The organism is Massilia genomosp. 1 (genome assembly GCF_011682185.1).
GTDB lineage: Bacteria > Pseudomonadota > Gammaproteobacteria > Burkholderiales > Burkholderiaceae_D > Telluria_A > Telluria_A rubra.
Genome location: NZ_WHJF01000025.1, coordinates 24,891 through 50,018, shown reverse-complemented (window position 1 = coordinate 50,018; position 25,128 = coordinate 24,891). Strand labels below are relative to the sequence as shown.

The window sequence follows — 25,128 nt, the reverse complement described above, 5'->3', positions numbered from 1 at the left end:
CGCAAGCGGGCACCGCAAGCGGGCACCGCAAGCGGGCGCCGCAAGCGGGTGCCGCAAGCAGGCGCCGCAAGCAGGCGCCATGACGGCGCCGCGCTGATCCGCTCCCGATCGCTCAGTCGCGCTGCCGGGTCTTGGCGTTGTGCGCCTTGATGACCACCTTCCACTTGTTGCGCGCCGCGATCCGGTCCAGCGGCGTTTGCTGGCTGCGCCGTGCATCGCGCAGCAGCTTGCGGTAGTTCAGCAAGCGGTCCGGATCGACCGCCCCGCGCACCGCGCAACCGGGTTCCTCTTCATGCGCGCAATCGCGGAACTGGCAATGCCGCGCCAGCTCACCGATATCGTCAAAACTCGCCGCCAGCGCCTCTTCATCGGCATCCGGCTGCCACGAGCGCAAACCGGGCGTGTCGATGATGCAGGCGCCGCTCGGGCACTGGTGCAGCGAGCGCGCGGTGGTGGTGTGGCGCCCGCGGTTGTCGCCCCGGCGCACGCCGCCGGTTTCCTGGTGGCTTGACGAGAGCGCGTTGGTCAGGGTCGACTTGCCCGCGCCCGAGGTGCCGAGCAGGATCAAGGTCTGCCCGGGCGCCAGCCAGGGCGCCAGGATGCGCGCCGGTTCGTCGCCCAGGGCGTTGAGTGCGAACGCCTGCACCCGGCGCGGCAGGCGCTCCGCGAGCTGGCGCATGCGCTCATCGACGTCCAGCCCGATATCGGCCTTGGTCAGCACCACTACCGGCTCGACGCCGGACGATTCGGCCAGCGCCAGGTAACGCTCCAGGCGGCGCAGCTTGAAGTCGTGGTCCAGGCCCATGACCAGCAGCGCGGTATCGACGTTGCTGGCCAGGGACTGGCGACGCCCGTCGCTGGCGCGGCGCGCGATGTGCGTGAGCGGCGCCAGGCGCTCCGACAGCCACTGTTCGCCGTGCGCATGGGGTTCGGCCAGCACCCAGTCGCCCACGGCGAGGGCGGCGTCGCCGGCCTGCAGCGACTGGACCAGCTTATTGCGTGAGCGCGCGCGCGATTCGGCGACGCCGTCGTGGATGACGGCCCAGTCGCGATGCACTTGCGTCACGCGCACCAGGCGCGTGCCTTCCGGTGCCTGGTCGATGGTGGCGAGTTGGCTGGCGACCGATTGCGTCAGCCCGATAGTGCGCAGTGATTCAAAATCGATGTGGATCATGATGAGGGTGTGTTCCCGGATTCGTTCGCCCGCGACGCGCGCGGGCACAAGCCGCGCGCAATAGCACGCAGGCAAAAAGAAAACGGAGGTCGGCGCGCGATCGGGCGCGCATCAACACACGAGGCTCAGTCCGGACTCAGTCCGGAAAATACGGCAGGCAGGCGGGTTGTGGCGGGATCAGGCGGCCGACAGGAGGGCAATATCATTTGTATGCATGGTGTATTCTCCTGTGGAAGTCAATAGAAGCTGGCAGTGTGCCAGTCGGGCGCGGGCGCGTCAAGCGCGCGGAGGATGCTATATTCGCTGCACCCGGCCCACATGAAGATGAAGCGATGAACAACCCACCCCGCCTGCACGATTTCGTACTTGCCTTCACCCGCCTTGTCGATACAGCCGCACACGACGAAGCGCGCATGCTTGAACAGGGCAGGCCGCTGCTGGCCGCCTTGATCGCCCATGACGACTGGCTGCCCGCCGCATTCGCCGCACCTCACCCGGACCGCTATCAACAATACCTGCTCCATTGCGACCCGCACGCGCGCTTTTCGGTGCTCAGTTTCGTGTGGGGTCCGGGCCAGGCCACGCCGGTACACGACCATACCGTGTGGGGCATGGTGGGCGTGCTGCGCGGGGCGGAACAGTGCGAGGAATTCGCGCCGCCGGCCGGCTGCGGGCCGCTTGCCGCCACCGGGTCGCACCATCTGCCGGCCGGCGCGATCGACGTGGTGTCGCCGCGCGTGGGCGACATTCACCGCGTGTCCAACGCCAGCCCAGGCGCGGTCTCGGTCAGCATCCACGTGTACGGCGCGGACATCGGCCGCATCGCACGCCATGTGTACGACCCCGTCAGCGGCGCGGCCAGCCGTTTTGTGTCCGGTTACACCAACATCGCCACACCCGACGCCGGGCAGCCATTGCCCGGATCGGGTTGTTGCGTATAATCCAAGATCAGCTTGGCAAAACCATCATTAGAGAACAGATCATATGGCTTCATCCTCAGACAACATCAGCATGGCTGTGTTTTGCGACTTCGAGAACGTCGCACTCGGCGTGCGTGACGCGAACTACGAAAAATTCGACATCAAGCCGGTCCTCGAACGGCTTCTGCTCAAGGGCAGCATCGTGGTCAAGAAGGCGTACTGCGACTGGGAGCGCTACAAGGGCTTCAAGGCCACCATGCATGAAGCGAACTTCGAACTGATCGAGATTCCGCATGTGCGCCAGTCCGGCAAGAACTCGGCCGACATCCGCCTCGTGGTCGATGCGCTCGACCTGTGCTACACCAAGTCGCACGTCAATACCTTCGTCATCATCAGCGGCGACTCCGACTTTTCGCCGCTGGTGTCCAAGCTGCGCGAAAATGCCAAGCAGGTGATCGGCGTGGGCGTCAAGCAGTCCACCTCGGACCTGCTGGTGGCGAACTGCGACGAATTCATTTTCTACGACGACCTGGTGCGCGAAGTAAAGCGTGCGGCCGCCAAGCGCGACGAGCGCAAGGTGCAGCCGCAGGCAAAACGCTCGCCCGACGAAGGCAACCGCCGCAAGGAAGAACTCGAATCGCGCAAGGCCCAGGCCATCGACCTGGTGGTCGAGATGTTCGATGCGCTGGTGTCCGAACGCGGCGACAGCGGCAAGATCTGGGCTTCGCTGCTCAAAGATACCCTCAAGCGCCGTCGCCCCGACTTCAACGAGACGTATTACGGTTTCCGCACCTTCGGCAACCTGCTGGAAGAAGCGCAAAACCGAGGCATGCTCGAATTCGGCCGTGACGAAAAATCCGGCGCTTACGTTTACCGCAGCAGCAATGCCAGCGCCAACAACAACCACCAGTCGCACGCGGTGGAGCTGCAAGCGTCGGCCGTGCAGGACGACGCGCCAGCGCTAGCCGATGTCGCGGAAGAAGCGCCAGCCAAGCCGGAATCGTCGCGGCGCGGACGTGGTCGCGGTGGCCGCAACCGTAACGACAGCGACACTGTCGAGGCGGTCGCGCCGGACGTTGTCGAGTCCGGGGATGCGGCGGAGCTGCCGGAAGCCGAGCCGGTAGCAAGCGTGCCGGCATGGTACGACCCGCAGCCGGAAACGGTGGAAGCGGCGCCGGTCGTTCCCGAGTCGTCGCGCCGTCGTGGCCGTGGAGGACGCAACCGCAACGAGCCTGTCGAGGAGAGCGTGCCGCAGGCGCTGGAGCCGGTGGCGGCGGCCCCCGCATGGTACGACCCGGTCCCACAGCTTGAAGAACCGGTGGAGCCGGTCGACGCTGAAGTGACGCCCGAAGCGCCGGTCCAGGAAAAGCGTCGCCCCGCGCGCAAGCCCGCAGCCAAGAAGGCGGCCAAGCAGGCCGATGTGGCCCCGGCTCCCGAGGTGGCGCCAGAGCCGCAGCCCGAGCCGGAACCGGTAGCGCTGGAGCTGCCGGCGGAGCAGGGCGATGAGGAAGCGCCGGCCAAGCCAGCTAAAAAAGCCATCCCGCGCAGCCGCCGTCCGGCCAAGCCGAAGGCCCCGGCCAAAAGCAAATAGCAGGCACCACGCGCAGGGGCGCCATGCCCTTGCGCGATGGCGCTGGCGGATTTGCGCCTTCAATCGGCCGTCGGCCAGCATCCCGGTCCCCGTCACGAACGACGCTCCCGGCCCCGCCAGATAAGCGAGCGCATCGGCCACATCGGCCCCCGTTCCATCGTGTCCCATCGCAATGCCCGGCTTGACCGCGTCGGCAATCGGTCCGCCGGCCGGATTCATGTCGCTGTCGGCCGGGCCCACGCATCGAAGCGGGCCGCTGCACGCAATCGCAAAATGGTGCAAACTTCATGCTCCCGCCACGAACGCCCGAAAAGGAAGACCGCCATGCGTATGCTCACTGCCGTTGCGCTGTTTCTGGCCGTCCTCGCGCCCGCTGCGCAGGCCGCGCCGCCGGCGGCCAACCATCCCATTCTCGGCATCTGGAAGCTGACCTTGCCCGACGCCAGCTGCTCCGAAACCTATCGCTTTCGCGGCGACGGCACCACGCTCGTCACCAGCGCGGCCGAAGTGTCCGAGAGCCGCTTCGAAATACCGGCCAAGCCGAGCGCCAGGGGCTTCTACAAGCTGGTCGACCGCTACGTCAAGGGCAACGGCAAGCAGGATTGTTCGGGCGCCGTCATGAAACCCGACGCCTCGGTCACGCACTTCGTCCGCTTTCACCCGTCCGGCACCTTGTTCGTGATGTGCGCCGCCGAATCGTTCGACGCCTGCATCGGCCCGTTCCGGCGCGTGGCGGGGCAGGGGATCTGAATGCTGCGCATCGGCGTCATTTCCGACACGCATGGCTTGCTGCGCCCGGAGGCGGTCGATTTTCTCGCCGGGAGCGACGCCATCGTGCATGGGGGCGATATCGGCAATGCCGACATCCTGGCCCGGCTGGCCGCGCTTGCGCCCTTGACGGTGGTACGCGGGAATAACGACAAGGGCGGCTGGGCCGCCGGCGTGCCGGCAAGCGCGCTGCTGGAGGTGGGCGGCGTGCGCCTGTACGCGCTGCACGATATCGCCGGTCTCGATGCGGCCGCGCTGTCGGGCGATGTGAAGGTGATCGTGTATGGACACTCGCACCGGCCGCTGGCCGAGCAGCGGGGCGCGCTGCTCTACCTGAACCCCGGCAGCGCGGGACCGAGGCGATTCAGCCTGCCGGTGACGGCGGCCGAACTGCTGGTCGATGGCGGGCAGGTGAGGGCCAACATCGCCCTGCTGATTCCACGGGCTTGACGGCAGGGCAGCTGCGGCACAGTGTATATTGCTGCCGGTTCGATCATCCAACGGAATGTCATGTCACCGGCTCTACTTCTCTGCATCCTCATCGCCTACTTCGCCCTGTTGCTGGGCGTGGCCTGGGCCACCTCGCGCAACGCCACCAACGACAGCTTCTACATCGGTAACAAAAGCAGCGACTGGAAACTGGTCGCCTTCGGCATGGTCGGCACCACGCTGTCCGGCGTGACCTTCATCAGCGTGCCCGGCGCGGTCGGGCGCGACGGCTTCGGCTACATGCAGATCCTGATCGGCTACGTGATCGGCTACATCGCGGTCGCCTATATCCTGCTGCCGCTCTACTACCGCCTGAAACTGACCTCGATCTACGACTACCTGAACCAGCGCCTGGGCCGGCGCGCCTACCAGAGCGGCGCGTCGTTCTTCATCCTTTCGCGCCTGCTGGGCGCCACCGCGCGCCTGTACCTGGTCGTGAACATTTTGCAGGCCATCATCCTCGACAGCCTCGGGGTGCCGTTCTGGCTCACCACCCTGGTCATCCTCGGCATGATCCTGATGTACACCTACCAGGGCGGCGTGAAAACCATCGTCTGGACCGACACCCTGCAAACGAGCTGCATGCTGTTCGGCCTGCTCGCCTGCATCGCCATGTTGCTCAGCCAGATGGACCTCTCGGTCGCCCAGAGCCTGGCCCGGATGCACGAGCAGGGCTTGTCGCGCGTGTTCACCACTGCCGTCGACAGCCCCAATTTTTACCTCAAGCAGATTATCGCCGGCGCCTTCATCGTCCTCACCATGACCGGCATGGACCAGGAGATGATGCAAAAGACAATCTCGGTCAAGACCCTGGCCGACTCGCAGAAAAACCTCCTCAGCCTGACCGCGATCCTGGTCGTGGTGCTGTCGCTGTTCATGTTCCTCGGCGGCCTGCTGTACCTGTACGCGCCGGGCGCCGGGGTGACCGCCAGCGGCGACAAGCTGTTCGCCGCCGTCGTCATGGGCCACTTGCCGGTAACGCTGCAGATCATCTTCCTGATCGCGCTGATCTCGGCCCTGTTCCCCAGCGCCGACGGGGCCATTACCGCGCTCACTTCCACCGTCTGCATCGACCTGCTTGGCCTGACGCGGCGCCAGGACCTGTCGGAGCGGGACAAGGTGCATTGGCGCCAGCGCGTCCACCTCGGCTTCGCGGCCCTGTTCCTGGTGCTGGTGATGGCCTTCAAGCTGGTCGACAGCCCCAGCATGATCGGCGTGATCCTCAAAGTGGCCAGCTACACCTACGGCCCGCTGCTTGGCCTGTTCGCCTTCGGCATGCTGACCGAACGCACCCTCAGGGACCGCTGGGTGCCGCTGGTGGCCGTCGGTGGACCGCTTATCTGCGCTTTTCTTGAATATAATCAAACATTGCTGTTGGGAAGTTACCGCCTCGGGCTTGAGTTGCTCATGATTAATGGCATATTGGTGTTTGCCGGCTTGTGGGCTATTTCCCGGCCCGCCCGGTCCCGCATTTCCGAACGGGACGCGGCGATTTCGCTTACAGTAGACGTTTAGCTTTTTACCCACCTCATTTTCCGCCGGAGTACCGATGTCATTTAAACCTTTGTCCACCCTACGCCGCGGTTTCGGCATGTTCTGGAGCGCGCTCGACAGCACGCGCCGGGGCGTGCTCAATGTGCTCTTCCTGATCATCGTGATCATCCTGCTGATGGCGATCTTCGGCGGCGGCGTCAAGCCGATGGCGACCAAGACCGCGCTGGTCCTCGAAGTCAAGGGCGACCTGGTCGAGCAGCACAGCGGCAATGTGCGCGACGCGCTCATGGCCAATGTCGGCGGCGGCGACGTGCGCAAGTCGGTCCAGCTGCGCGACGTGCTCACCGTGCTCGATAGCGCCGCCAAGGACCCGCAGATCAGCAGCGTGCTGCTCTTGCTCGACCAGATGGATGGCGCCGGTCTTGCCATGCTCAATGAAGTCGGCCTGGCCGTCGAAAGAGTCAAGGCGGCCGGCAAGCCGGTGATCGCCTGGGGCAGCAACTTCGACCAGCGCCAGTACCGCATTGCCTCGCACGCCACCCAGGTATATATGCATCCGATGGGTTCCGTCCACATCGAAGGCTTCGGCCGCTACCGCAACTACTACCGCGATGCGCTCGACAAGGTCGGCGTGACGGTCAACCTGATCAAGGTCGGTACCTACAAGAGCTTCGCCGAGCCGTACATCGGCAACGGTCCTTCGCCGGCCGCCGCCGAAGCCGACGCCTTCCTGTACAACGCCCTGTGGGCCGGCTACACCGCCGACGTCGAGAAAAACCGCAAGCTGCCGGCCGGCTGGATCGCCCAGAAAATCGACGCGCTGCCGGCGCTGATGGAACAGGCCGGCGGCGACACCGGCAAGCTGGCCTTGACCACCAAAATGGTGGACGGCCTGAAAACGCGCGACGAAGTGCGCGCCATGATGATCACGCGCGGCGCGCCGGATGACGACGGCAAGAGCTTCCGCCAGGTCGGTTTCGACGAGTACCTGGCGCGCCTGCGTCCGCCCATGTTCGGCGAAGGCGTCGGCGTGATCGTGGCCGCCGGCGAAATCAGCGACGGCAATGCGCCGGCCGGCTCGATCGGCGGCCTGTCTACCGCGAACCTGATCCGCAAGGCGCGCGAAGACAAGCAAATCAAGGCGATCGTGCTGCGCGTCGATTCGCCAGGCGGCAGCGCCTTCGGCTCGGAACTGATCCGGCGCGAGCTGGAACTGACCCGCGCCGCCGGCAAGCCGGTGGTGGTGTCGATGGGCAGCGTGGCGGCCTCCGGCGGCTACTGGATTTCGATGGCGTCCGACGAGGTGTTCGCCGACCGTTCCACCATCACCGGTTCGATCGGCGTGTTCGCGATCCTGCCGACGGCTGAAAAAGTGGTCGACAAGCTGGGCATCCACACCGCCGGCACCACCACCACCTGGCTGGCCGACGCTTACAACCCGATGCGTCCCCTCGATCCGCGCTTTACCCAGGTGATCCAGAGCAGCATCAACCATATTTACAGCGAGTTCACCACCAAGGCCGCGGCGGCGCGCAAGACCACCCAGCCGAAGATCGACGAAGTGGGGCAGGGTCGGGTATGGACCGGCGTGCAGGCCAAGGAACGCGGCCTGGTCGACACCATCGGCAGCTACACCGACGCGCTCAAGTCGGCCGCCAGGCGCGCCAAGCTGGCCGAGGGTTACCGCGTGGCCTACATCGAGCGCGATGTGTCGGCGTTCGAGCGCTTCGTGACCATGTTCGGCGCCAGCGCCGCGCAAGCGGTCAACATCGAGGTCAAACTGGGCCTGATGCCAAGCGGCGTGCCGGCGAGCGCCATGACCGAGGTGAGCAAGGAACTGGGCTGGCTGTCCGACATGACCAACGGCCGCAAGCCGTTCGCGGCGGTCACCCACTGCATGTGTACCGCGCCGTAACACTGCTGACGTAAGCATCGTCGCTCCCGCGCAGGCGGGAGCCCAAGTCCCGCGATAGCCGCCGAAACTTGGACCCCCGCCTGCGCGGGGGCGACGGTTCTCGGTTGGAGGCCGGCCCGTGCTGCCTCGGCGTCAGTCAGAACGCCCCGACATGCCCGGCGCGGCCCAGGCCCCCGCCATCAATTTGTAGCGACTTTGTAACGCCATGTAGCCTGTTACAAACTCGCCCGCAGCGCCTCGCCTCCCTATGAAAACACCGCCGCCGCCGCGCCACCCGCGCCGGTGGCGGCGTGCGCACGTCCATACAGTGCATGAATCGCCCGGTTTTGGCGCCCGTTGCGCCTTCCGCGAAACATGCCGTTTGGCTTCTCCATGCTAGAGTTGCTTCAATAATCGTTGCAATCAAGACAAGGAAAAGCATGAGCCCATCACCTTCCCAGCCACGGCGCAGCCGCCGTACCAAGATCATCGGCAGCGTGATGGCCGTGCTCGCCATGGCCGGACTCGGCGGATTGGCCTGGTACCTGACCCACCAAAGCCCGGCCGGCGGCCCGGGCGGCGCTCCCGGCGCGGCGGCCGGCCCCGGCGGCCCCGGCGGCCCGGGCGGCGGCGGTGGCGGCGGTGGCCGTGGTGGACGCGGCGGCGGCATGGCCACCACCGTCGGCGTGGCCAGCGCCGAACGCACCGACATCCCGGTCACCCTCGACGCCCTCGGCACCGTCACCGCGGCCGCCACGGCCACGGTGCGCCCGCAGGTCTCGGGGATCCTGCAAAAGGTCCACTTCAGCGAAGGGCAGTTGGTCAAGGCCGGGCAGGTGATGGCCACGATCGACCCGCGCCCGTTCGAGATGGCGCTGATGCAGGCGAGCGGCACGCGCCAGCGCAATGAAGCGCAGCTCGACAGCGCCAAGGTCACGCTGGAACGCTACCGCACCCTGCTCACGCAGGACTCGATCGCGCGCCAGGAAGTCGACACCCAGGCCGCGCTGGTCAAGCAGCTGCAAGGCACCGCCATGACCGACCGCGCCGCCGAGGGAGTGGCGCGCTTGAACCTGAGCTACACCCAGGTCAAGGCGCCGATCACGGGCCGGGTGGGGCTGCGCGTGATCGACATGGGTAACCTGGTCGGCAGCGGCGACGCCAACGGCATCGCCGTCATCACCCAGCTCTCGCCGATCGATGTCGAATTCGCGGTGCCGCAAGACCGCGTGCCCGACCTGCAGGGGCGCATCCGCGACAGCGCCAGCCTGCCCGCCACCGCGTTCGACCGCACCCGCACCACCTCGCTGGCCAAAGGCGAATTCAAGGCGCTCGACAACCAGGTCGATGTGCAGACCGGCACCGTGCGCGCCAAGGCGCGCTTCGCCAACGACGACCAGGCGCTGTTCCCCAGCCAGTTCGTCAACCTGCGCCTCGAACTGCGCACCATCAAGGACGCCGTCGTGGTGCCGGTGACCGCGCTGCGCCACGGCAGCACGGGCGACTTTGTGTATGTGCTCAATCCAGGCGAGCGCACGGTCGCCGTGCGGCCCGTCACGCGCGGCCAGGCCACGGTCGACAAGGTGGAAGTGAAAACCGGGCTGAAAGCCGGCGAACAGGTGATCACCGAAGGCGCCGACCGCCTCAAGGATGGCGCCAAGGTGACCCTGCCGACCGACAAGCCGGCCGCCGGCGCCGCGGGCGGCCGCCGCCGCCAGCGCGAAGGAGCGCCGCGATGATGCTGGCGCCGATCTTGGCACTGATGTTGGCACACAATGCGAGGGGTGCGCGATGAATCCCTCAGCCCCGTTTATCGCCCGCCCGGTCGCCACCTCGCTGCTGATGCTGGCGATCGTGCTGGCCGGTTTTGTCGGCTTCAAGTTCCTGCCGCTGTCGGCGCTGCCGCAGGTCGACTTCCCGACCATCCAGGTGCAGACCCTGTACCCCGGCGCCAGTCCCGAAGTGATGGCGCGCACCGTCACGGCCCCGCTGGAACGCCGCTTCGGCCAGATGTCCGGCTTGCAGCGCATGAGTTCCACCAGCGCCTCGGGCGTGTCCATCGTCACCCTGCAGTTCGGCCTGGGGCAAACGCTCGACGTGGCCGAGCAGGAAGTGCAGGCGGCCATTAACGCCGGCGGCTCGCTGCTGCCGGCCGACCTGCCGGCGCCGCCGGTGTACGCCAAGGTCAATCCGGCCGACGCGCCGGTGCTCACGCTCGCCATCACGTCCGATACGGTGCCGCTGACCGAGGTGCAGAACCTGGTCAACACGCGCCTGGCGCTGAAAATCAGCCAGGTGTCGGGCGTGGGCCTGGTCACCCTGAGCGGCGGACAGCGGCCGGCAGTGCGCATCCAGGCCGATACCGGCGCGCTGGCAAGCTACGGCCTCGGGCTGGACACCTTGCGCAGCGCGATCTCGGGCGCCAACGCCAACAGCGCCAAGGGCAACTTCGACGGTCCCACGCGCTCTTACGCGATCAACGCCAACGACCAGCTCCTGACCGTACCCGATTACGAAAAACTGATCGTCGCCTACCGCAATGGCGCCCCGGTGCGCCTGTCGGACGTGGCCAAGGTGGTCGACAGCGCCGAAAACGTCAAGCTGGGCGCCTGGGCCAACATGAAGCCGGCCATTATCCTGAACGTGCAGCGCCAGCCCGGCGCCAACGTCATCGCCACGGTCGACGCCATCAAGGCGCGCCTGCCCGAACTGCAAGCGAGCCTGCCCGGTGCGCTGCGGCTCGACGTGCTGTCGGACCGCACCACCGGCATCCGCGCCTCGGTCACCCACGTCGAACTCGAACTGCTGCTGGCCGTGGCGCTGGTAGTGCTGGTCATTTTCGCCTTTTTGCACAGCGTGCGCGCCACGGTCATTGCCAGCCTGGCCGTGCCGATCTCGCTGATCGGCACCTGCGGGGCCATGTTCCTGCTCGGCTACAGCCTGAATAACCTGTCGCTGATGGCGCTGACGATTGCCACCGGTTTCGTGGTCGATGACGCCATCGTCATGATCGAAAACATCGCGCGCTACATCGAAGAAGGCGAAACGCCGATGGCGGCCGCCGTCAAGGGCGCCGCGCAGATCGGCTTTACCATCATTTCGCTGACGGTGTCGCTGATCGCCGTGCTCATTCCGCTGCTGTTCATGGGCGACGTGGTGGGGCGCCTGTTCCGCGAGTTCGCCATCACGCTGGCGATCACCATCCTGATATCGGGCGTGGTGTCCCTGACCCTGGTGCCGATGATGTCGGCGCGCTGGCTGCGCAGCATTGACGACGAAAAACCGGGGCGCATGGCGCAACGCACCCAGGCATTTTTCGAGCGCGTGATCGTCCGTTACGACCATGCCTTGACCTGGGTGCTGGCGCGCCAGGGATTGACCTTGCTGGTCGCCCTGGCCACCTTGGTGCTCACGGCCGTGCTGTACATCCTCATTCCCAAGGGCCTGTTTCCGACCCAGGATACCGGCCAGCTCCAGGCGCGCGTGGAGATGCGCCAGTCGATTTCGTACGACCGCATGGCCGAGCTGCAGCAGGCGGCCGGCAAGGCGATCCTGGCCGATCCCGATGTGGAGTCGCTCAGCTCCAACGTGGGCGTCGATGCGGCCAACAACACCATGCTGCACACCGGCCGCATGCTGATCAACCTGAAGCACGACAAGGCTTCCAGCCAGGCCGAGATCATGGAGCGCCTGCGCCGCCGCGTGGCCGACGTGGCAGGCATCACCTTGTACCTGCAACCGACCCAGAACCTGACCATCGACGCCGAGAGCGGGCCGACCCTGTACCGCGTTTCGCTCGAAGGGGCCGACAGCGCCACCGTCGGCCAGTGGGCAGCAGCCCTGGTCAAGCATCTCCAGCAGAACAAGCAGGTGAGCAACGTGGTCACCGACGCCGGCGCCACCGGCACCTCGGCGTTCGTGAGCATCGACCGCGACACGGCTTCGCGCCTGTCGGTCACCGCCGCCTCGATCGACGACGCCCTGTACAGCGCCTACGGCCAGCGCATCGTCTCGACCATCTTCACCGAGACCAACCAGTACCGCGTGATCCTGGAAGCGCAGCGCGACGCCCAGATGTCAATCGCCAGCCTGGGCCAGTTGCCGATCAAGACCGGCTCCGGCAAGACCACGCCGCTGGCGGCGGTGGCCACCATCACCGAGCAGCCGGCGCCGCTGCAGATCACCCACGTGGCGCAGTACCCGGCCACCACCATCGGTTTCGACACCGCGCCCGGCGTCTCGCTCGGCCAGTCGGTCGAGGCGATCCGCGCGGCCGCGCTGGAAATCAAGCTGCCGGCGTCGGTCAGCATGACCTTCCTCGGCGCCGCCGGCGCCTACCAGGCATCGCTGTCGAACCAGCTGTGGCTGATCCTGGCGGCGGTGGTATGCGTCTACATCGTGCTCGGCGTGCTGTACGAAAGCTATGTGCATCCGCTGACGATTCTGTCGACCCTGCCGTCGGCCGGGGTGGGCGCGCTGCTGGCGCTGATGATCAGCGGGCAGGACCTGGGCGTGATCGGCATCATCGGCATCATTCTCCTGATCGGCATCGTCAAGAAGAACGCCATCATGATGATCGACTTCGCCATCGAGGCCGAACGCGAGAAGGGCATGGCCCCGCGCGAGGCGATCCGGCAGGCCGCGTTGCTGCGCTTTCGCCCGATCCTGATGACGACCCTGGCCGCGCTGTTCGCGGCGGTGCCGCTCATGCTGGGCTGGGGCGAAGGCGCCGAGTTGCGCCGCCCACTCGGCCTGGCCATCTTCGGTGGGCTGATCGTCAGCCAGTTGCTCACGCTGTTTACGACGCCGGTGATTTACCTCGGCTTCGACAGCCTGGCGCGGCGCTGGTCGCGCAAAGACGTCGTTGCCGCGGGCGAGGTTGCCAAGTGAACCTGTCCGAGCCCTTTGTCCGGCGCCCGATCGCCACCGTCCTGCTCACGCTGGGCATTGCGCTGGCGGGCATCGGCGCGTTCTTCGTGCTGCCGGTCTCGCCGCTGCCGCAGGTGGATTTCCCGACCATCTCGGTAAGTGCGTCGCTGCCGGGCGCCAGTCCCGATACCATGTCCACCAGCGTGGCCACGCCGCTCGAGCGGCGCCTCGGCGTGATCTCGGGCGTGAACGAAATGACCTCCTCGAGCGGCAGCGGCTCGACCCGGGTGAGCCTGCAGTTCGACTTGAACCGCAAGATCGATTCGGCCGCGCGCGAAGTGCAGGCCGCGATCAGCGCCGCGCGCGCCGACCTGCCGTCCACGCTCAAGAGCAACCCCACCTACCGCAAGGCCAATCCGTCCGACGCGCCCATCATCATCCTGGCGCTGACCTCCAGAACCAAGTCGCCCGGCCAGATCTTCGAGTCGGTATCGAACCTGGTGCAGCAGAAGCTGGCGCAGGTGCAGGGCGTGGGCGACGTGGAAATCGGCGGCGGCTCGCTGCCGGCCGTGCGCGTCGAATTGCTGCCGTATGCGCTCAATCGCTACGGCGTCTCGACCGAGGACGTGCGCGCCGCGATCCAGTCGACCAACGCCAACCGGCCCAAGGGCGCCATCGAAGGCAACGGCATGCGCCTGCAGATCTACTCGCAGGCCAGCACCGCCACCGGCGGGCGCAGCGCGGCCGACTACCGCAGCCTGGTGGTCGCCTGGCGCAACGGCGCCGCCGTGCGCCTGGACGACGTGGCCGAAGTGATCGACGGCGTCGAAAATGTCAATACGCTCGGCCTGTTCAACGGCCAGCCGGCGGTAATCGTGCTGATCACGCGCCAGCCCGGCGCCAACGTCATCGAAACGGTGGACGGGGTGCGCGCCCTGGTGCCAATGCTCCAGGCGCAACTGCCGCAGGACGTGAAGCTGGAAGTGGCGTCCGACAGCACCAACTCGATCCGCTCGTCGCTGGCCGAAATCGAACTGACCCTGATGATCTCGATTCTGCTGGTGGTGCTGGTGGTCAGCCTGTTCCTGCGCAGCGTGCGCGCCACCATCATCCCGGCGGTGGCCACCGTGGTGTCGCTGCTCGGCACCTTCGGCGTGATGTACATGCTCGGTTTTTCCCTGAACAACCTGTCGCTGATGGCGCTGACGGTGGCCACCGGCTTCGTGGTCGACGACGCCATCGTCGTGCTGGAGAATACCGCGCGCCACATCGAAAACGGCATGGACCGCATGCAGGCGGCGCTGCTGGGCGCGCGCGAAGTGGGCTTTACGGTGCTCTCGATCAGCCTGTCGCTGGTGGCCGTGTTCATCCCGCTGCTGTTCATGGGCGGGCAGGTCGGCCGCCTGTTCCGCGAGTTCGCTGTGACCTTGTCGGCGGCGGTGATGATTTCGCTGGTCATTTCGCTCACGACCACGCCGATGATGTGCGCCTGGCTGCTCAAACCGACCGACATCGAGCGCCAGCCGGGCCGCTTTGCGCGCTGGGCCGAACGCGGTTTCGACCGCATCCACAAAGCGTACGAGCATTCGCTCGACTGGGCGTTGGACAGCATTGCGCTGGTGATGCTGATCTTCGTGTTCGTGATCGGCCTGAATGTCTACCTGTTTTCGGCCGCGCCGAAAGGCTTCTTTCCGCAGCAGGACACGGGCCAGATCAGCGGCGGCCTGCGCGCCGATCAGAGCATCTCGTTCCAGGCCATGCAGGCGAAATTGAAGCAACTGGTCGATATCATCCGGCGCGATCCGGCGGTGGCCACGGTGGTCGGCTTTACCGGCGGCGGGCGGGCAGGCGGCGGCTTCATGTTCATCAACCTCAAGCCGGTGTCCGAACGCAGCGACGGCGGGCAGGCAGTGATCGCGCGCCTGCGTCCGCAACTGGCCAGGGTGACCGGCGTGTCGATGTTCCTCAATCCGGTGCAGGACCTGCGCATGGGCGGGCGCCAGTCCAACTCGACCTACCAGTACACGCTCAAGAGCGACAACCGCGCCGACCTCAAACTATGGACCGGCAAGCTGGCCGATGCCATGAAGCGGCAAGCGCCGCTGGTCGATGTGGACACCGACCAGGCCGAAAACGGCGTCGAAATGTTCGTCCAGATCGACAAGGACAGCGCCGCGCGCCTCGGCATCAACCCGCGCGACGTCGACAATGCGCTCTACAACGCCTTCGGCCAACGCCAGGTCACCACCATCTACGATGAACTGAACCAGTACAGTGTGATCATGGGCGTGGCAAAGCAGTACCAGCAATCGCCCGAAGCGTTGAACGATGTGTACGTGCCTTCGCGCGGCACGTCCAGCGCCGGCGGCGCCGCCACGCCGGCCAACACCACGGCCGCGCGCGACCCGTCCAGCGGGCAAGCCCTGAGCGGCGCGGCAACCACCATGGTGCCGCTGTCGGCGATCGCCAGCTTCGCCGAAAGCTCGACCCCGACCTCGGTCAACCACCAGGACGGCGAACTGGCGACGACAGTGTCGTTCAACCTGGCGCAGGGCAGCAACCTGGCCGACGGACAGGCCGCCGTCAAGCAGGCGGAGGCCGACATCGGCATGCCGAACAATGTGCGCGGCAGCTTCCAGGGCACGGCGCGCGCGGCCGACGAGTCGAACAAGGAACAGCCGATGTTGATCGCGGCGGCCATCGTTGTCATCTACATCGTGCTCGGCATCCTGTACGAAAGCCTGGTGCATCCGATCACGGTGCTCTCGACCCTGCCGTCGGCCGGCGTGGGCGCCGTGCTGGCCCTGCTGCTGTTCAAGATGGAATTTTCGATCATCGCCCTGATCGGGGTGTTTCTGCTGATCGGGATCGTGAAGAAGAATGCGATCCTGATCATCGACTTTGCGTTGGAGGCCGAGCGCACGCGCGGCCTGCCGCCTTTGGCGGCCGTGCGCGAAGCCTGCCTGTTGCGCTTTCGCCCGATCTTGATGACGACCCTGGCCGCCGCACTGGGCGCCTTGCCGCTGGCAATCGGCTTCGGCGAAGGCTCGGAGCTGCGCCGGCCGCTCGGCATCGCCATCATCGGCGGCTTGATCGCCAGCCAGGTCCTGACCCTGCTCACCACCCCCGTCGTCTACGTCGTGATGGACAAGCTGCGCCGGCGCAGTCCCGCCGAGCGCCAGCTTGGCCATCACGCCGACAACGCTGCCTCACCTAATCCACAATGAGTAAACCTATGCGTGCAACTGAGCTCCTTCGTCCGCTTCTTCATCTTATGCCGCTGGCCGCCTTTTTGCTCGGCGGCTGTGCCGTCGGCCCGGCGTACGTCAAGCCCACCACGCCCGAGCCGGCTGCTTTCAAGGAGGCGCCGGGCTGGTCGCCTGCCGCCCCGGCCGATGCGCTTGACCGCGGCCCGTGGTGGATGCTGTTCAACGATCCGGTCCTGAACGAATTGGCCGCGCAAGTGGAGGTATCGAACCAGAATGTCGCCGCCGCCGTGGCCTCGTACGCGCAAGCGCGTGCGCAGGTAGCGCAGCAGCGCGCCGCGCTGTTCCCGAGCGTGTCGCTCAGTACCAGCGGCGAGCGCTCGGGCACGCGCAATGCCGGCGCGGACAATCACTACCGTCTCAACATCGGCACCAGCTGGGAGCCTGACCTGTGGGGCCGGCTGCGCGCCGGCGTGGGTGCGGCCAGCGCCAACGCCCAGGCCAGCGCCGCCGACCTGGCGTCGGCACGCCTGTCGGCCCAGGGCGAACTGGCGGCCAACTATTTCGTGGTGCGCCAAAGCGACGCCCAGGCGGCGCTGCTGGCCACCACCATCGAAGGCTACCAGCGCGTGCTGCAGATCACGCGCAACCGCTTCGACGCCGGCATCGCCACCAAGTCCGACGTGCTGCAGGCGCAGACGCAATTGTCCAACGCCCGGATCGACGCCTTGTCGCTGGCGCGCCAGCGCGCCCAGTTCGAACACGCCATCGCCGTTTTGCTGGGCAAGGCCCCGGCCGACTTCAGCCTGGCGAGCGCACCGTGGCAAGCGTTCGTGCCCGAGATTCCGGTCGGCGTGCCGTCGGCGCTGTTGCAGCGCCGGCCCGACATCGCCGCCGCCGAACGGCGCGTGGCGTCGGCCAATGAGCAGATCGGCATCGCGCGCTCGGCCTACTATCCGAACATCGGCTTGAGCGCGTCGCTGGGCAACAGCGGCAGCCGCGTAGCGGACCTGTTCAGCGCCTCGAGCGCGCTCTGGTCGTTCGGCTTGAGCGCGGCGCAAACCCTGTTCAACGCCGGCGCCACGCGCGCCAGCGTGGCCGGGGCCGAAGCGAGCCAGCAGGCGGCGGTGGCGCGCTACCGGCAAACGGTGCTCGATGCCTTCGGCGACGTGGAGAACCAGCTCTCCGCCACGCGCGTGCTGGCGCAGCAGCTGGCGCTGCGCCGCGAGGCATCCGAATCGGCCGACCAGGTCGAGGCGCAGATCCTCAACCGCTACAAGGCGGGACAGGTGAGCTACAGTGAAGTGGTGCAGGCCCAGGCCAGCGCGCTGTCGGCGCGGCGCGCGCTGGTGCAAGCGCAGGGCGACCGCCAGAGCACCGCGATTTCGTTGATTCAGGCATTGGGGGGCGGGTGGCAAGCACAGTAAAATAGGCGGATGAACAGCACACCTTCCCAATCCAGTCAAACCGAGCCGGCCTGCTACGAAGTACGCCGCTCCACTATCCACGGCAACGGCGTGTTTGCCACGCGCGACATCGAGCCGGGCGAGCAGATCGCCGAATACACGGGCGAGCGCATCACGTCCGACGAATCGGCGGTCCGCGCCGACGCCGGCGGCGGGCCGGTCAACCACACGTTCTTCTTTTCGCTGGCCGACGGCATGGTCATCGACGGTGGCCGTGGCGGCAACGATTCGCGCTTCATCAACCACGCCTGCGAACCGAATTGCGAAGCGCAGGAAGACGAGGGCAGGGTGTTCATCTACGCGCTGCACCCGATCATGCGCGACGAAGAACTCAAATACAACTATGCGCTGATTTACGAAGAGCGGCACACGCCCGCTGTCAAAAAAGCCTTCGAGTGCCGCTGCGGCGCGCCTACCTGCACCGGCAGCATGCTGGCGCCCAAAAAGCGCAAGCGGGCCAAGGCCGGCTGAACTTAGCCGCCGCGCGCAAGGCGGACGGCCCCCGACGCACTCGGGTGCCGGATTTGCATGGGTGGACGCTCATCTCAAGACCTGCGTACGCCGGGCGCCCGCAGCACCTCGTCCAGCAGCGCTGCCGGAACATAATCGAGCGCCATGCTGCTGTCGCGCGCGGCGGCGATGCACAGCGCGAGCGTGCGCTGCGCCTCCGGCACGTAGTAAAGCCCGAAGCTCGCGTGATGCACCGTCGCCAGGCAAAATGCCTCGTTCTTGAAGGCGGCCGGAATCTGCCTGAACTGCTTGACGTTGCGTGCCAGCGCAAGGGCGTACAGCTCTGGCCAGGGGGTGCAGCCAGGCGGTGCTGGCGTTGTGGTTGAACTCCTCGCGGTAGTCGCTGTCGCTTGACAGTACCAGAAAAGCTTCGCGTGCGGCCGCGTCATGCTGGCCGGTTTCCCTGAAGGCGTATGCGATTATGTAGTGTGCGTCGTCCGATTCGGGTAGCGCTCGCAGCGCTTGTGTGGCGTCGGCGATGGCGCCCTGGTAATCCTGTTGAAATAGCTTGATCCAGGCGCGCAGCTTGTGCCATTTGCTGAAGGTGCGCTGCTCGCGTATCGCCGTGGACGAGCGCAGGTCCTTGTCGATCAGGCGCGTGACGGCAGGTTCGCGCACGGCCTCCGGGACATCGTGCAGGATGTACCTGTCTTTTTCCAGGGCTGCGGCGCATATCTCGGCCGTGCGCAGCTCTGGCGCCATGCTGCGTAGCGTGGTCGCTTCGGTGCGGACCGCGAGCAGGCACATTTCGGTCGAGAGCAGCGCGGCAGGGATGTATCGCACGGCGTTGGCCTCGGGGTCGGACAGGGCCTGGCGCACCAGGTCCGCTGTGATATCGCCCTTCTCGAGCCAGCGGATGTCGCCGATATCGTTGTCCAGGGCGATCGCTTCCAGCTCAGGGGTGCGCAACCAGCGCGGAATCGACGCCAGGCTTGCGCGTTCCCTGACTGCCCGCAGGCATTGCTCGTAGTCGAGCAGGCAGCCCCACACTTTGCGGATGCTGTAGTCGTTCAGGTAGGGCGGCACTGTCGATGCCTCCGCATCGGCCTCTTGCCAGTCCGGGTCGGTACCGTACAGCGCGCGTGCCAGCGCAAGTGCGGCGGCGGTCATGCAAGCGGGCGGAATCCGTATCGCACTGTAGACATCCTTGCGGACCAGGGACGCCAGGCGCTCCGGCGTTTGCCATCGTGCGGACAAGTACAGCAGTGCGTCGCTTCCATGTGCCAGCGCGGTCTCGCACAGGACATCGTCCATCAATTCGGCGCGGACTTCTTCAATGGCGTAGTCGCGTCGTTTGACAGCGGCGATCCATTGCTCGCAGGGCGTTCCCGCGAGGGCGTCATCTTCTGCCGTGTCTTCGATTTCGTCGTCGTCGTCATCGTCGTCCGGGTCTTCCTGCTCTGCGATCGTGCCCGCTGACGCCATTTCCAGTGTTTCGATGCTCGGACCGCAATCCATCCAGATGTCGAACCACGCGTCGGCGTCCTCGCTGCCGTCATCGCAATAGATGGCGATCCATAAGCGGTTCGCGTCTACTTTTGCGCCGTGCATCGTCTTGAGCGGTTGCCGCAGTTGCACCGGCCATGCGATCGAATCTGCGCGTTCGCCGGCTCCCGCCAGGTCGGGATCGGTGTCGCTGGGGCCGAAGCGTTGTTCCAGCGCGGCGATGATGCGCTCGCGCGCCACGCCACGCGTCCCCGAGCGCACCCTGCCAAGAAAATCATATTCCGTGTTGTGCGGTTCGCTGATGTAGACGCGCAGCAGCCGGTGCGAGATGGTCGTGCGGGGCGTCCCCGCCTGGCTGTCAACAAGTTCATGCAGCCGGCATTCGATATCGTCGAGCATGGCCGTTGCGAAGTCGGGAATCTGTTCGAAGGTGTCGACAGGAGCCAGGAAGGATTCGGGCGGCAGGACGAAGAAGGGTGCATGGACTGCCAGTGAGTCACATGGCATTGCGCGCCAGAGCGCCGTGCCGGCATGGTCGTACAAGACTGCGCATTCGCCACCGGCGCAGACTTCGCGTTGCCAGTGCAGGACCGTGCGTGCGTCGCTGTCGAGCAAGGCGATTTGTCCGTCGCGCATGAGGAAAGGCGTCAACGGCGTGCCGCTTTCGTTGTCGGGAATGAAGCCGTCGAGCGTGAGCGGTTCGAGTGCGTTCTCCGGGGCCGGCACGAAGCGGCCGTCGCGCTGCGCAAAGCCCCACACCGTCGCGACAGGGATGGCTTTTGGGCCGGGCGCAAAGTCCGCCGTGCGTGCCAGGGCATAGCCGCTGTCGTCGAACTCGCGCACCCATCGCAGCTCGACCGGGAACGTCAGCGGTCCGTCCGCCGTGACGAAACCACGATCCCCGTTGACCGCAACGCCTGCGTGCATCTCCTTCGAGACCCACTTTCCGCCGATGACCGTGACGCCGCGCGGGTCGAGGTAGCCTCCCGGTTCATCGTCCGAACCGGAATCGGTGAAGCTGGCATAGGCGTCGTCGTTGAATGGGTAAATGAATTCGAACGACGCGGGCGTGATCCAGTGGCCGCCGTTATCGATCAGCCCCCATTTTCGCTGACTGGCGCCGGCCGGCGCCACGCCGCCTGCCGTGAAGGCCCATGCGCGGTAAAACCGCGGCGCAATCGCCCACCGGCCTTGCCGGTCGATGTAGCCCCATGGCTGGTCTTGCCCCGGCGCGGCCGCCGCCAGGCCGCAGGCGCTGAACTTGCCCGCATGGGAAAACGCACCGTCGAAGGCAAACTGGCCATCGCAGTCGATGTAGCGCCATTGGTCGTCAGATACCTTGACCGCCGCCAGGCCGTTCGAGAACCCTTCCGCCTCGGTGTACTGCGCCGCGATGACGCGCTCGCCCGCCAGGTTGACGAAGCCCCACAGGCCGCCCTCGCAACAGCGCGCGAGCCCGTGGCGGTGAAGCCGAGCGCCTTGTCCATGCCGGGTCCGGACAACCATGCGCCGTCGGCGCCGATGTAGCCGGCGCGCCGGTCCATCGTGCGCGCCGGCGCGATCAAGCCGCCACGCCCGTCGTCGGCAAAGCGCCCGATCCACCGCAAGGGCGTGGCCGGGGCGATCACCCGGCCATCGATCAACAGCAGCAGATCGGGGTCGGCGCCGGCTGGAGGAAAGTAGTTTCGGACGAGGAGGGGCTGTGTCGGCATGGATCGATGTTATGATTATTTGTTAACAGTTGATTGTAACGCACGCCTTTTGGATGTACCACCGGCCCGCGTCCGTCATGCAGCGACCTGCGCGCCCGCTCAAGACGTCAATACGGGCCGACAAAATCATTTTGCAGCGCTATGCATCAGCGATATACTCCCCGCTTGCTTTTATCTTCTGGGGTATATCTTGTTGAAATCCATCGCCTTACCCGTCGCCCTGCTCGGCGTATTTGCTACCGCAAATGCCGATGAAGGCCAGTGGCAGCCATACCAGCTTCCGCAACTGTCGTCGGAACTCAAACGCATCGGCATCACCATCCCTGCCGGGAAGCTGGCCGACCTGTCCAAGCACCCCATGAGCGCCATCGTGTCGCTGGGCGGTTGCTCGGCGTCGTTCGTCTCCGGCGATGGACTGGTGGTCACCAACCACCACTGCGCGTATGGCGCGATTCAACGCAATTCGACGGCTGAAAAGAACTACATCGTCAACGGCTTTCTCGCCAAAACGCGCGACGCCGAACTGCCGGGTGGCCCGAATACGCTGGTCTACGTGACCGAAAAAGTCGAAAACGTCACCGACCGCGTGCTCAAGGGCTTGTCGCCGACCCTGTCCGGGCGCGAGCGCAATGAAGAAGTCCAGAACCGCATCAAGGCGCTGACCGCCGAATGCGAAACCGACAAGGCTTACCGCTGCTCCGTGCCGAGCTTTCACCGCGGCCTTGAGTACTACCGTATCCGCCAGTTGATGATCCGCGATGTGCGCCTGGTGTACGCGCCGTCGGACATGATCGGCAATTTTGGCGGCGACGTCGATAACTTCGAGTGGCCGCGCCAGACTGGCGACTACTCCTTCCTGCGCGCCTACGTCGGCAAGGATGGCCGTCCGGCCGATCCGTCGCCCGACAACGTGCCGTACAAGTCGAAAGACTTCCTGGTGGTGTCGGCCGAAGGCCTGAAGAACGGCGATCCGATCCTGCTGGCCGGCTACCCCGGCCGCACCAGCCGCTACAAGCTGCCGTCCGAGATCCGCTTCGCGCGCGACGCCAACTTCCCGGTGCGCGTGGCCGAGATGCAGGCCGACCTGGCCGTCATCGCTGCCGCCACCAAGGGCAACGCTGCCCAGGACGTGCGCTACGCCAGTGTAGTCAAGGGCATCAACAACGTGCTCAAGAAAACCCAGGGCCTGCTCGACGGCTTCGCGCGCAAGGACATCGCGGCGATCAAGGACGTGCAGGACGCCGAGTTCCGCGCCTGGTTCAACAAGCCGGGTAAGCAGAAAGACGTGTCGCCGACCTTGCTGGCCGACCTGGACGCCGCCATCGTCGCCGATATGGCGTTGTCGGAACAGGAATTCGCCTGGTCGGTCGCCGGCAACAGCGACCTGCTGAAAACCGCGCGCACGGTGTACCGCCTGGCGCTGGAAGGCGCCAAGCCCGATGCCAAACGCGAAACCGGCTACCAGGAACGCGACCTGTCGTTCATCAAGGCGCGCCTGACCCGCCTTGAGCAATCGTACGTGGGCAGCGTGGACGAGGCGCGCTTTGCCGCCGGTTTGCAGCGCTACCAGAAGCTGGCCGCGAAGATGCATCCGCAAGGCCTGGACGCGCTGCTGCCGGAACCAGGCGCCATCGGCGCGTTGTACAAACAGTCGGAACTGGGCGAAACCGCCAAGCGCCTGGCCTGGATCGGCAAGGATGCGGCGGCGTTTGCAAAGTCGGACGACGCCTTCATCAAGCTGGCCGTCAAGCTGCATGACGTGAGCATGACGCTGGAAAACCGCCGCAAGGAAATCGACGGCAAGCTCGAACGCATCATCCCGCAGTACATGTCGGCCGTGATCGCGTGGAAGAAGTCGCAGGGTAAGCCTGTCTACGCCGACGCCAATTCGACCCTGCGCGTGACCTTCGGCACGGTGGCGCCTTACTCGCCGCGCGATGGCATCGTCAAAGGCCCGTTCACGACGGTCGAAGGCATCGTCGAGAAGCACACCGCGACCGAGCCGTTCAACGCACCGAAGCCGCTGCTCGATGCGGTCAAGGCAAAGCGTTATGGCGTGTTCAAGGACCCGGTGCTGAACACGGTGCCGGTCAACTTCCTGTCCAGCGCTGATACCACGGGCGGCAATTCCGGTTCGGCGGTGATGAACAAGCGCGGCGAACTGGTTGGCCTGAACTTCGATTCGACCTATGAATCGGTGACCAAGGACTGGTACTTCGACAGCGACATCACGCGCGCCATTCACGTGGACATCCGCTACATGCTGTGGGTGATGAAGGAAGTCGACCATGCCGACAACCTGCTCAAGGAAATGACCATCAAGTACCCACGCAAGTAAGCCAGGTAAATCTGGGGTGGGGACGCCGTCCCCGCCTTTTGGAAAGCGGCGCATACGCTACAATTGCGCCACTTTCCGCCACTCCCTCCGTATGAACGATTCCTTTGTCCTGCTTGGCCTGGCAACCACACCGCTCGAACTGACGGCGCTGGTCCTGTCGGTCATCACCGTTGTACTCAATATCCGCCAGACGCACTGGGCGTGGCTGTTCGCGATCGCCTCGTCGGCGGTGTACGGCATCGTCTTCCTCAACGCGCGCCTGTATGGCGACATGGGCTTGCAGGGCGTGTTCATCGCCGTGTCGGTATGGGGCTGGTACCAGTGGCTGTATGGCGGCGAGCAGCACGCGCCGCTTGCGGCCACGCGCTCCAACCGCGCCGGCTGGATCGGGGGCATTGCCGGCTGGCTGGTGCTGTTCGTGGCGATTGGCTATGCGCTGCGTAAATTCACCGATACCGACGTGCCGCATATCGATGGTTTTCTCACGGCAGGCAGTTTGCTCGGCCAGCTGCTCTTATCGCGCAAGAAGGTTGAAAACTGGATCGTGTGGATTGTGGTCGATGTGCTGTATGTGGGCCTGTACATCCACAAGGACCTGCATGCGACGGCGGTGTTGTATGCGGCGTTCGTGGTGATGGCGGTGTTCGGATGGCGCGCCTGGGCACGCGCAGCGGACGGCAAGCCATGACGCCGGTTTTGCGGGTCGCCATTCTGGGCGCCGAATCGTCGGGGAAGTCGACCCTGGCTGCGGCGCTGGCAGCGCATTTCGGTACGGTGTGGGTGCCGGAGTATCTGCGCGAGTTTGTCGATACCGCGGGCCGCGTGCCGCGCGAGGATGATCAGTATCAAATCGCGCTGACCCAGACGGCGCGCGAAGACGCGGCGGCGCGGCAAGCGACGCGCTTCCTGTTTTGCGACACCACGCCGCTGATGACGGCCATTTACAGCCGCTGGTACTGGAACAGGGTCGATGCGCAGTTGTCTGTGCTGGAGCAGCGCCATGACTATGCGCTGACATTCGTGACGGCGCCTGACGGGCCGTGGGAGGCTGATGGATTGCAGCGCGAATCGGAGGCAGTGCGCCAGACGATTCATGAGCAGGTGGTGCAAATGCTCGATGAGCGCGGGATCGGGTATTCGCTGGTAATAGGCACTCTGGAAGATCGAATGACGCAGGCAGTACGCTTGCTTGCCTCCCTGCGCTAGGCTGCAGGCCGTCGTCCCTGCCAGGAACGACGGTCTGCAGGGCGG

Annotated in this window: 16 protein-coding genes; 14 read left to right on the top strand and 2 right to left on the bottom strand. The window is 65.8% G+C overall.

Annotated features, from left to right (window positions below):
- Nucleotides 1–112: 112 nt before the first annotated feature.
- Nucleotides 113–1,174, bottom strand: coding sequence for a ribosome small subunit-dependent GTPase A (rsgA, locus tag F1735_RS11900; RefSeq protein ID WP_167237123.1), 1,062 nt, complete (start codon nucleotides 1,172–1,174; stop codon nucleotides 113–115).
- 332 nt (nucleotides 1,175–1,506) lie between these two features.
- Between rsgA and F1735_RS11895 the strand changes: the two genes are divergently transcribed.
- From F1735_RS11895 to F1735_RS11845, 11 genes are all read left to right on the top strand, one after another.
- Nucleotides 1,507–2,115, top strand: a complete 609-nt coding sequence (locus F1735_RS11895) for a cysteine dioxygenase family protein (RefSeq protein ID WP_167237122.1) — start codon at nucleotides 1,507–1,509, stop codon at nucleotides 2,113–2,115.
- Between the two features lie 43 nt (nucleotides 2,116–2,158).
- Nucleotides 2,159–3,685, top strand: coding sequence for an NYN domain-containing protein (locus tag F1735_RS11890; RefSeq protein WP_167237121.1), 1,527 nt, complete (start codon nucleotides 2,159–2,161; stop codon nucleotides 3,683–3,685).
- 324 nt (nucleotides 3,686–4,009) lie between these two features.
- On the top strand, nucleotides 4,010–4,435 hold the full coding sequence (locus F1735_RS11885; protein ID WP_229505728.1) for a hypothetical protein: 426 nt from the start codon (nucleotides 4,010–4,012) through the stop codon (nucleotides 4,433–4,435).
- Complete coding sequence (locus tag F1735_RS11880; RefSeq protein ID WP_167237120.1) at nucleotides 4,436–4,903, top strand: metallophosphoesterase family protein; 468 nt, start codon at nucleotides 4,436–4,438, stop codon at nucleotides 4,901–4,903.
- A gap of 60 nt (nucleotides 4,904–4,963) precedes the next feature.
- Entirely contained in the window at nucleotides 4,964–6,457 is a 1,494-nt protein-coding gene (locus F1735_RS11875) for a sodium:solute symporter (protein ID WP_167237119.1), read from the top strand.
- 34 nt (nucleotides 6,458–6,491) lie between these two features.
- A complete protein-coding gene (gene sppA, locus F1735_RS11870) occupies nucleotides 6,492–8,351 on the top strand; it encodes a signal peptide peptidase SppA (protein WP_167237118.1) in 1,860 nt (619 codons plus the stop codon).
- Nucleotides 8,352–8,770: 419 nt separating this feature from the next.
- The gene (locus F1735_RS11865; protein ID WP_167237117.1) at nucleotides 8,771–10,069 is read left to right on the top strand and encodes an efflux RND transporter periplasmic adaptor subunit; all 1,299 of its coding nucleotides are present in this window, start codon (nucleotides 8,771–8,773) and stop codon (nucleotides 10,067–10,069) included.
- 52 nt (nucleotides 10,070–10,121) lie between these two features.
- Nucleotides 10,122–13,220: an efflux RND transporter permease subunit gene (locus F1735_RS11860; protein ID WP_167237116.1), complete on the top strand. Its 3,099-nt coding sequence runs from the start codon at nucleotides 10,122–10,124 to the stop codon at nucleotides 13,218–13,220.
- On the top strand, nucleotides 13,217–16,426 hold the full coding sequence (locus F1735_RS11855; protein ID WP_167237115.1) for an efflux RND transporter permease subunit: 3,210 nt from the start codon (nucleotides 13,217–13,219) through the stop codon (nucleotides 16,424–16,426). Before F1735_RS11860 ends, F1735_RS11855 begins: the two co-directional genes overlap by 4 nt.
- Nucleotides 16,427–16,434: 8 nt before the next feature.
- Entirely contained in the window at nucleotides 16,435–17,832 is a 1,398-nt protein-coding gene (locus tag F1735_RS11850; RefSeq protein ID WP_229505727.1) for an efflux transporter outer membrane subunit, read from the top strand.
- Nucleotides 17,833–17,841: 9 nt separating this feature from the next.
- Nucleotides 17,842–18,342: an SET domain-containing protein gene (locus F1735_RS11845; protein ID WP_167237113.1), complete on the top strand. Its 501-nt coding sequence runs from the start codon at nucleotides 17,842–17,844 to the stop codon at nucleotides 18,340–18,342.
- Nucleotides 18,343–18,411: 69 nt separating this feature from the next.
- On the opposite strand, the gene F1735_RS11840 is transcribed toward F1735_RS11845, so the two are convergent.
- Nucleotides 18,412–21,333, bottom strand: a complete 2,922-nt coding sequence (locus F1735_RS11840; RefSeq protein ID WP_167237112.1) for a WG repeat-containing protein — start codon at nucleotides 21,331–21,333, stop codon at nucleotides 18,412–18,414.
- A 396-nt stretch (nucleotides 21,334–21,729) separates the two neighbouring features.
- Here F1735_RS11840 and F1735_RS11835 point away from each other — a divergent pair, with 396 nt between their 5' ends.
- From F1735_RS11835 to F1735_RS11825, 3 genes are all read left to right on the top strand, one after another.
- Nucleotides 21,730–23,877, top strand: a complete 2,148-nt coding sequence (locus F1735_RS11835; protein ID WP_167237111.1) for a S46 family peptidase — start codon at nucleotides 21,730–21,732, stop codon at nucleotides 23,875–23,877.
- Nucleotides 23,878–23,968: 91 nt separating this feature from the next.
- Entirely contained in the window at nucleotides 23,969–24,565 is a 597-nt protein-coding gene (gene pnuC / locus F1735_RS11830) for a nicotinamide riboside transporter PnuC (protein WP_167237110.1), read from the top strand.
- A complete protein-coding gene (locus F1735_RS11825) occupies nucleotides 24,562–25,083 on the top strand; it encodes an AAA family ATPase (protein WP_167237109.1) in 522 nt (173 codons plus the stop codon). The genes pnuC and F1735_RS11825 overlap by 4 nt, the downstream gene beginning before the upstream one ends.
- Nucleotides 25,084–25,128 lie beyond the last annotated feature (45 nt).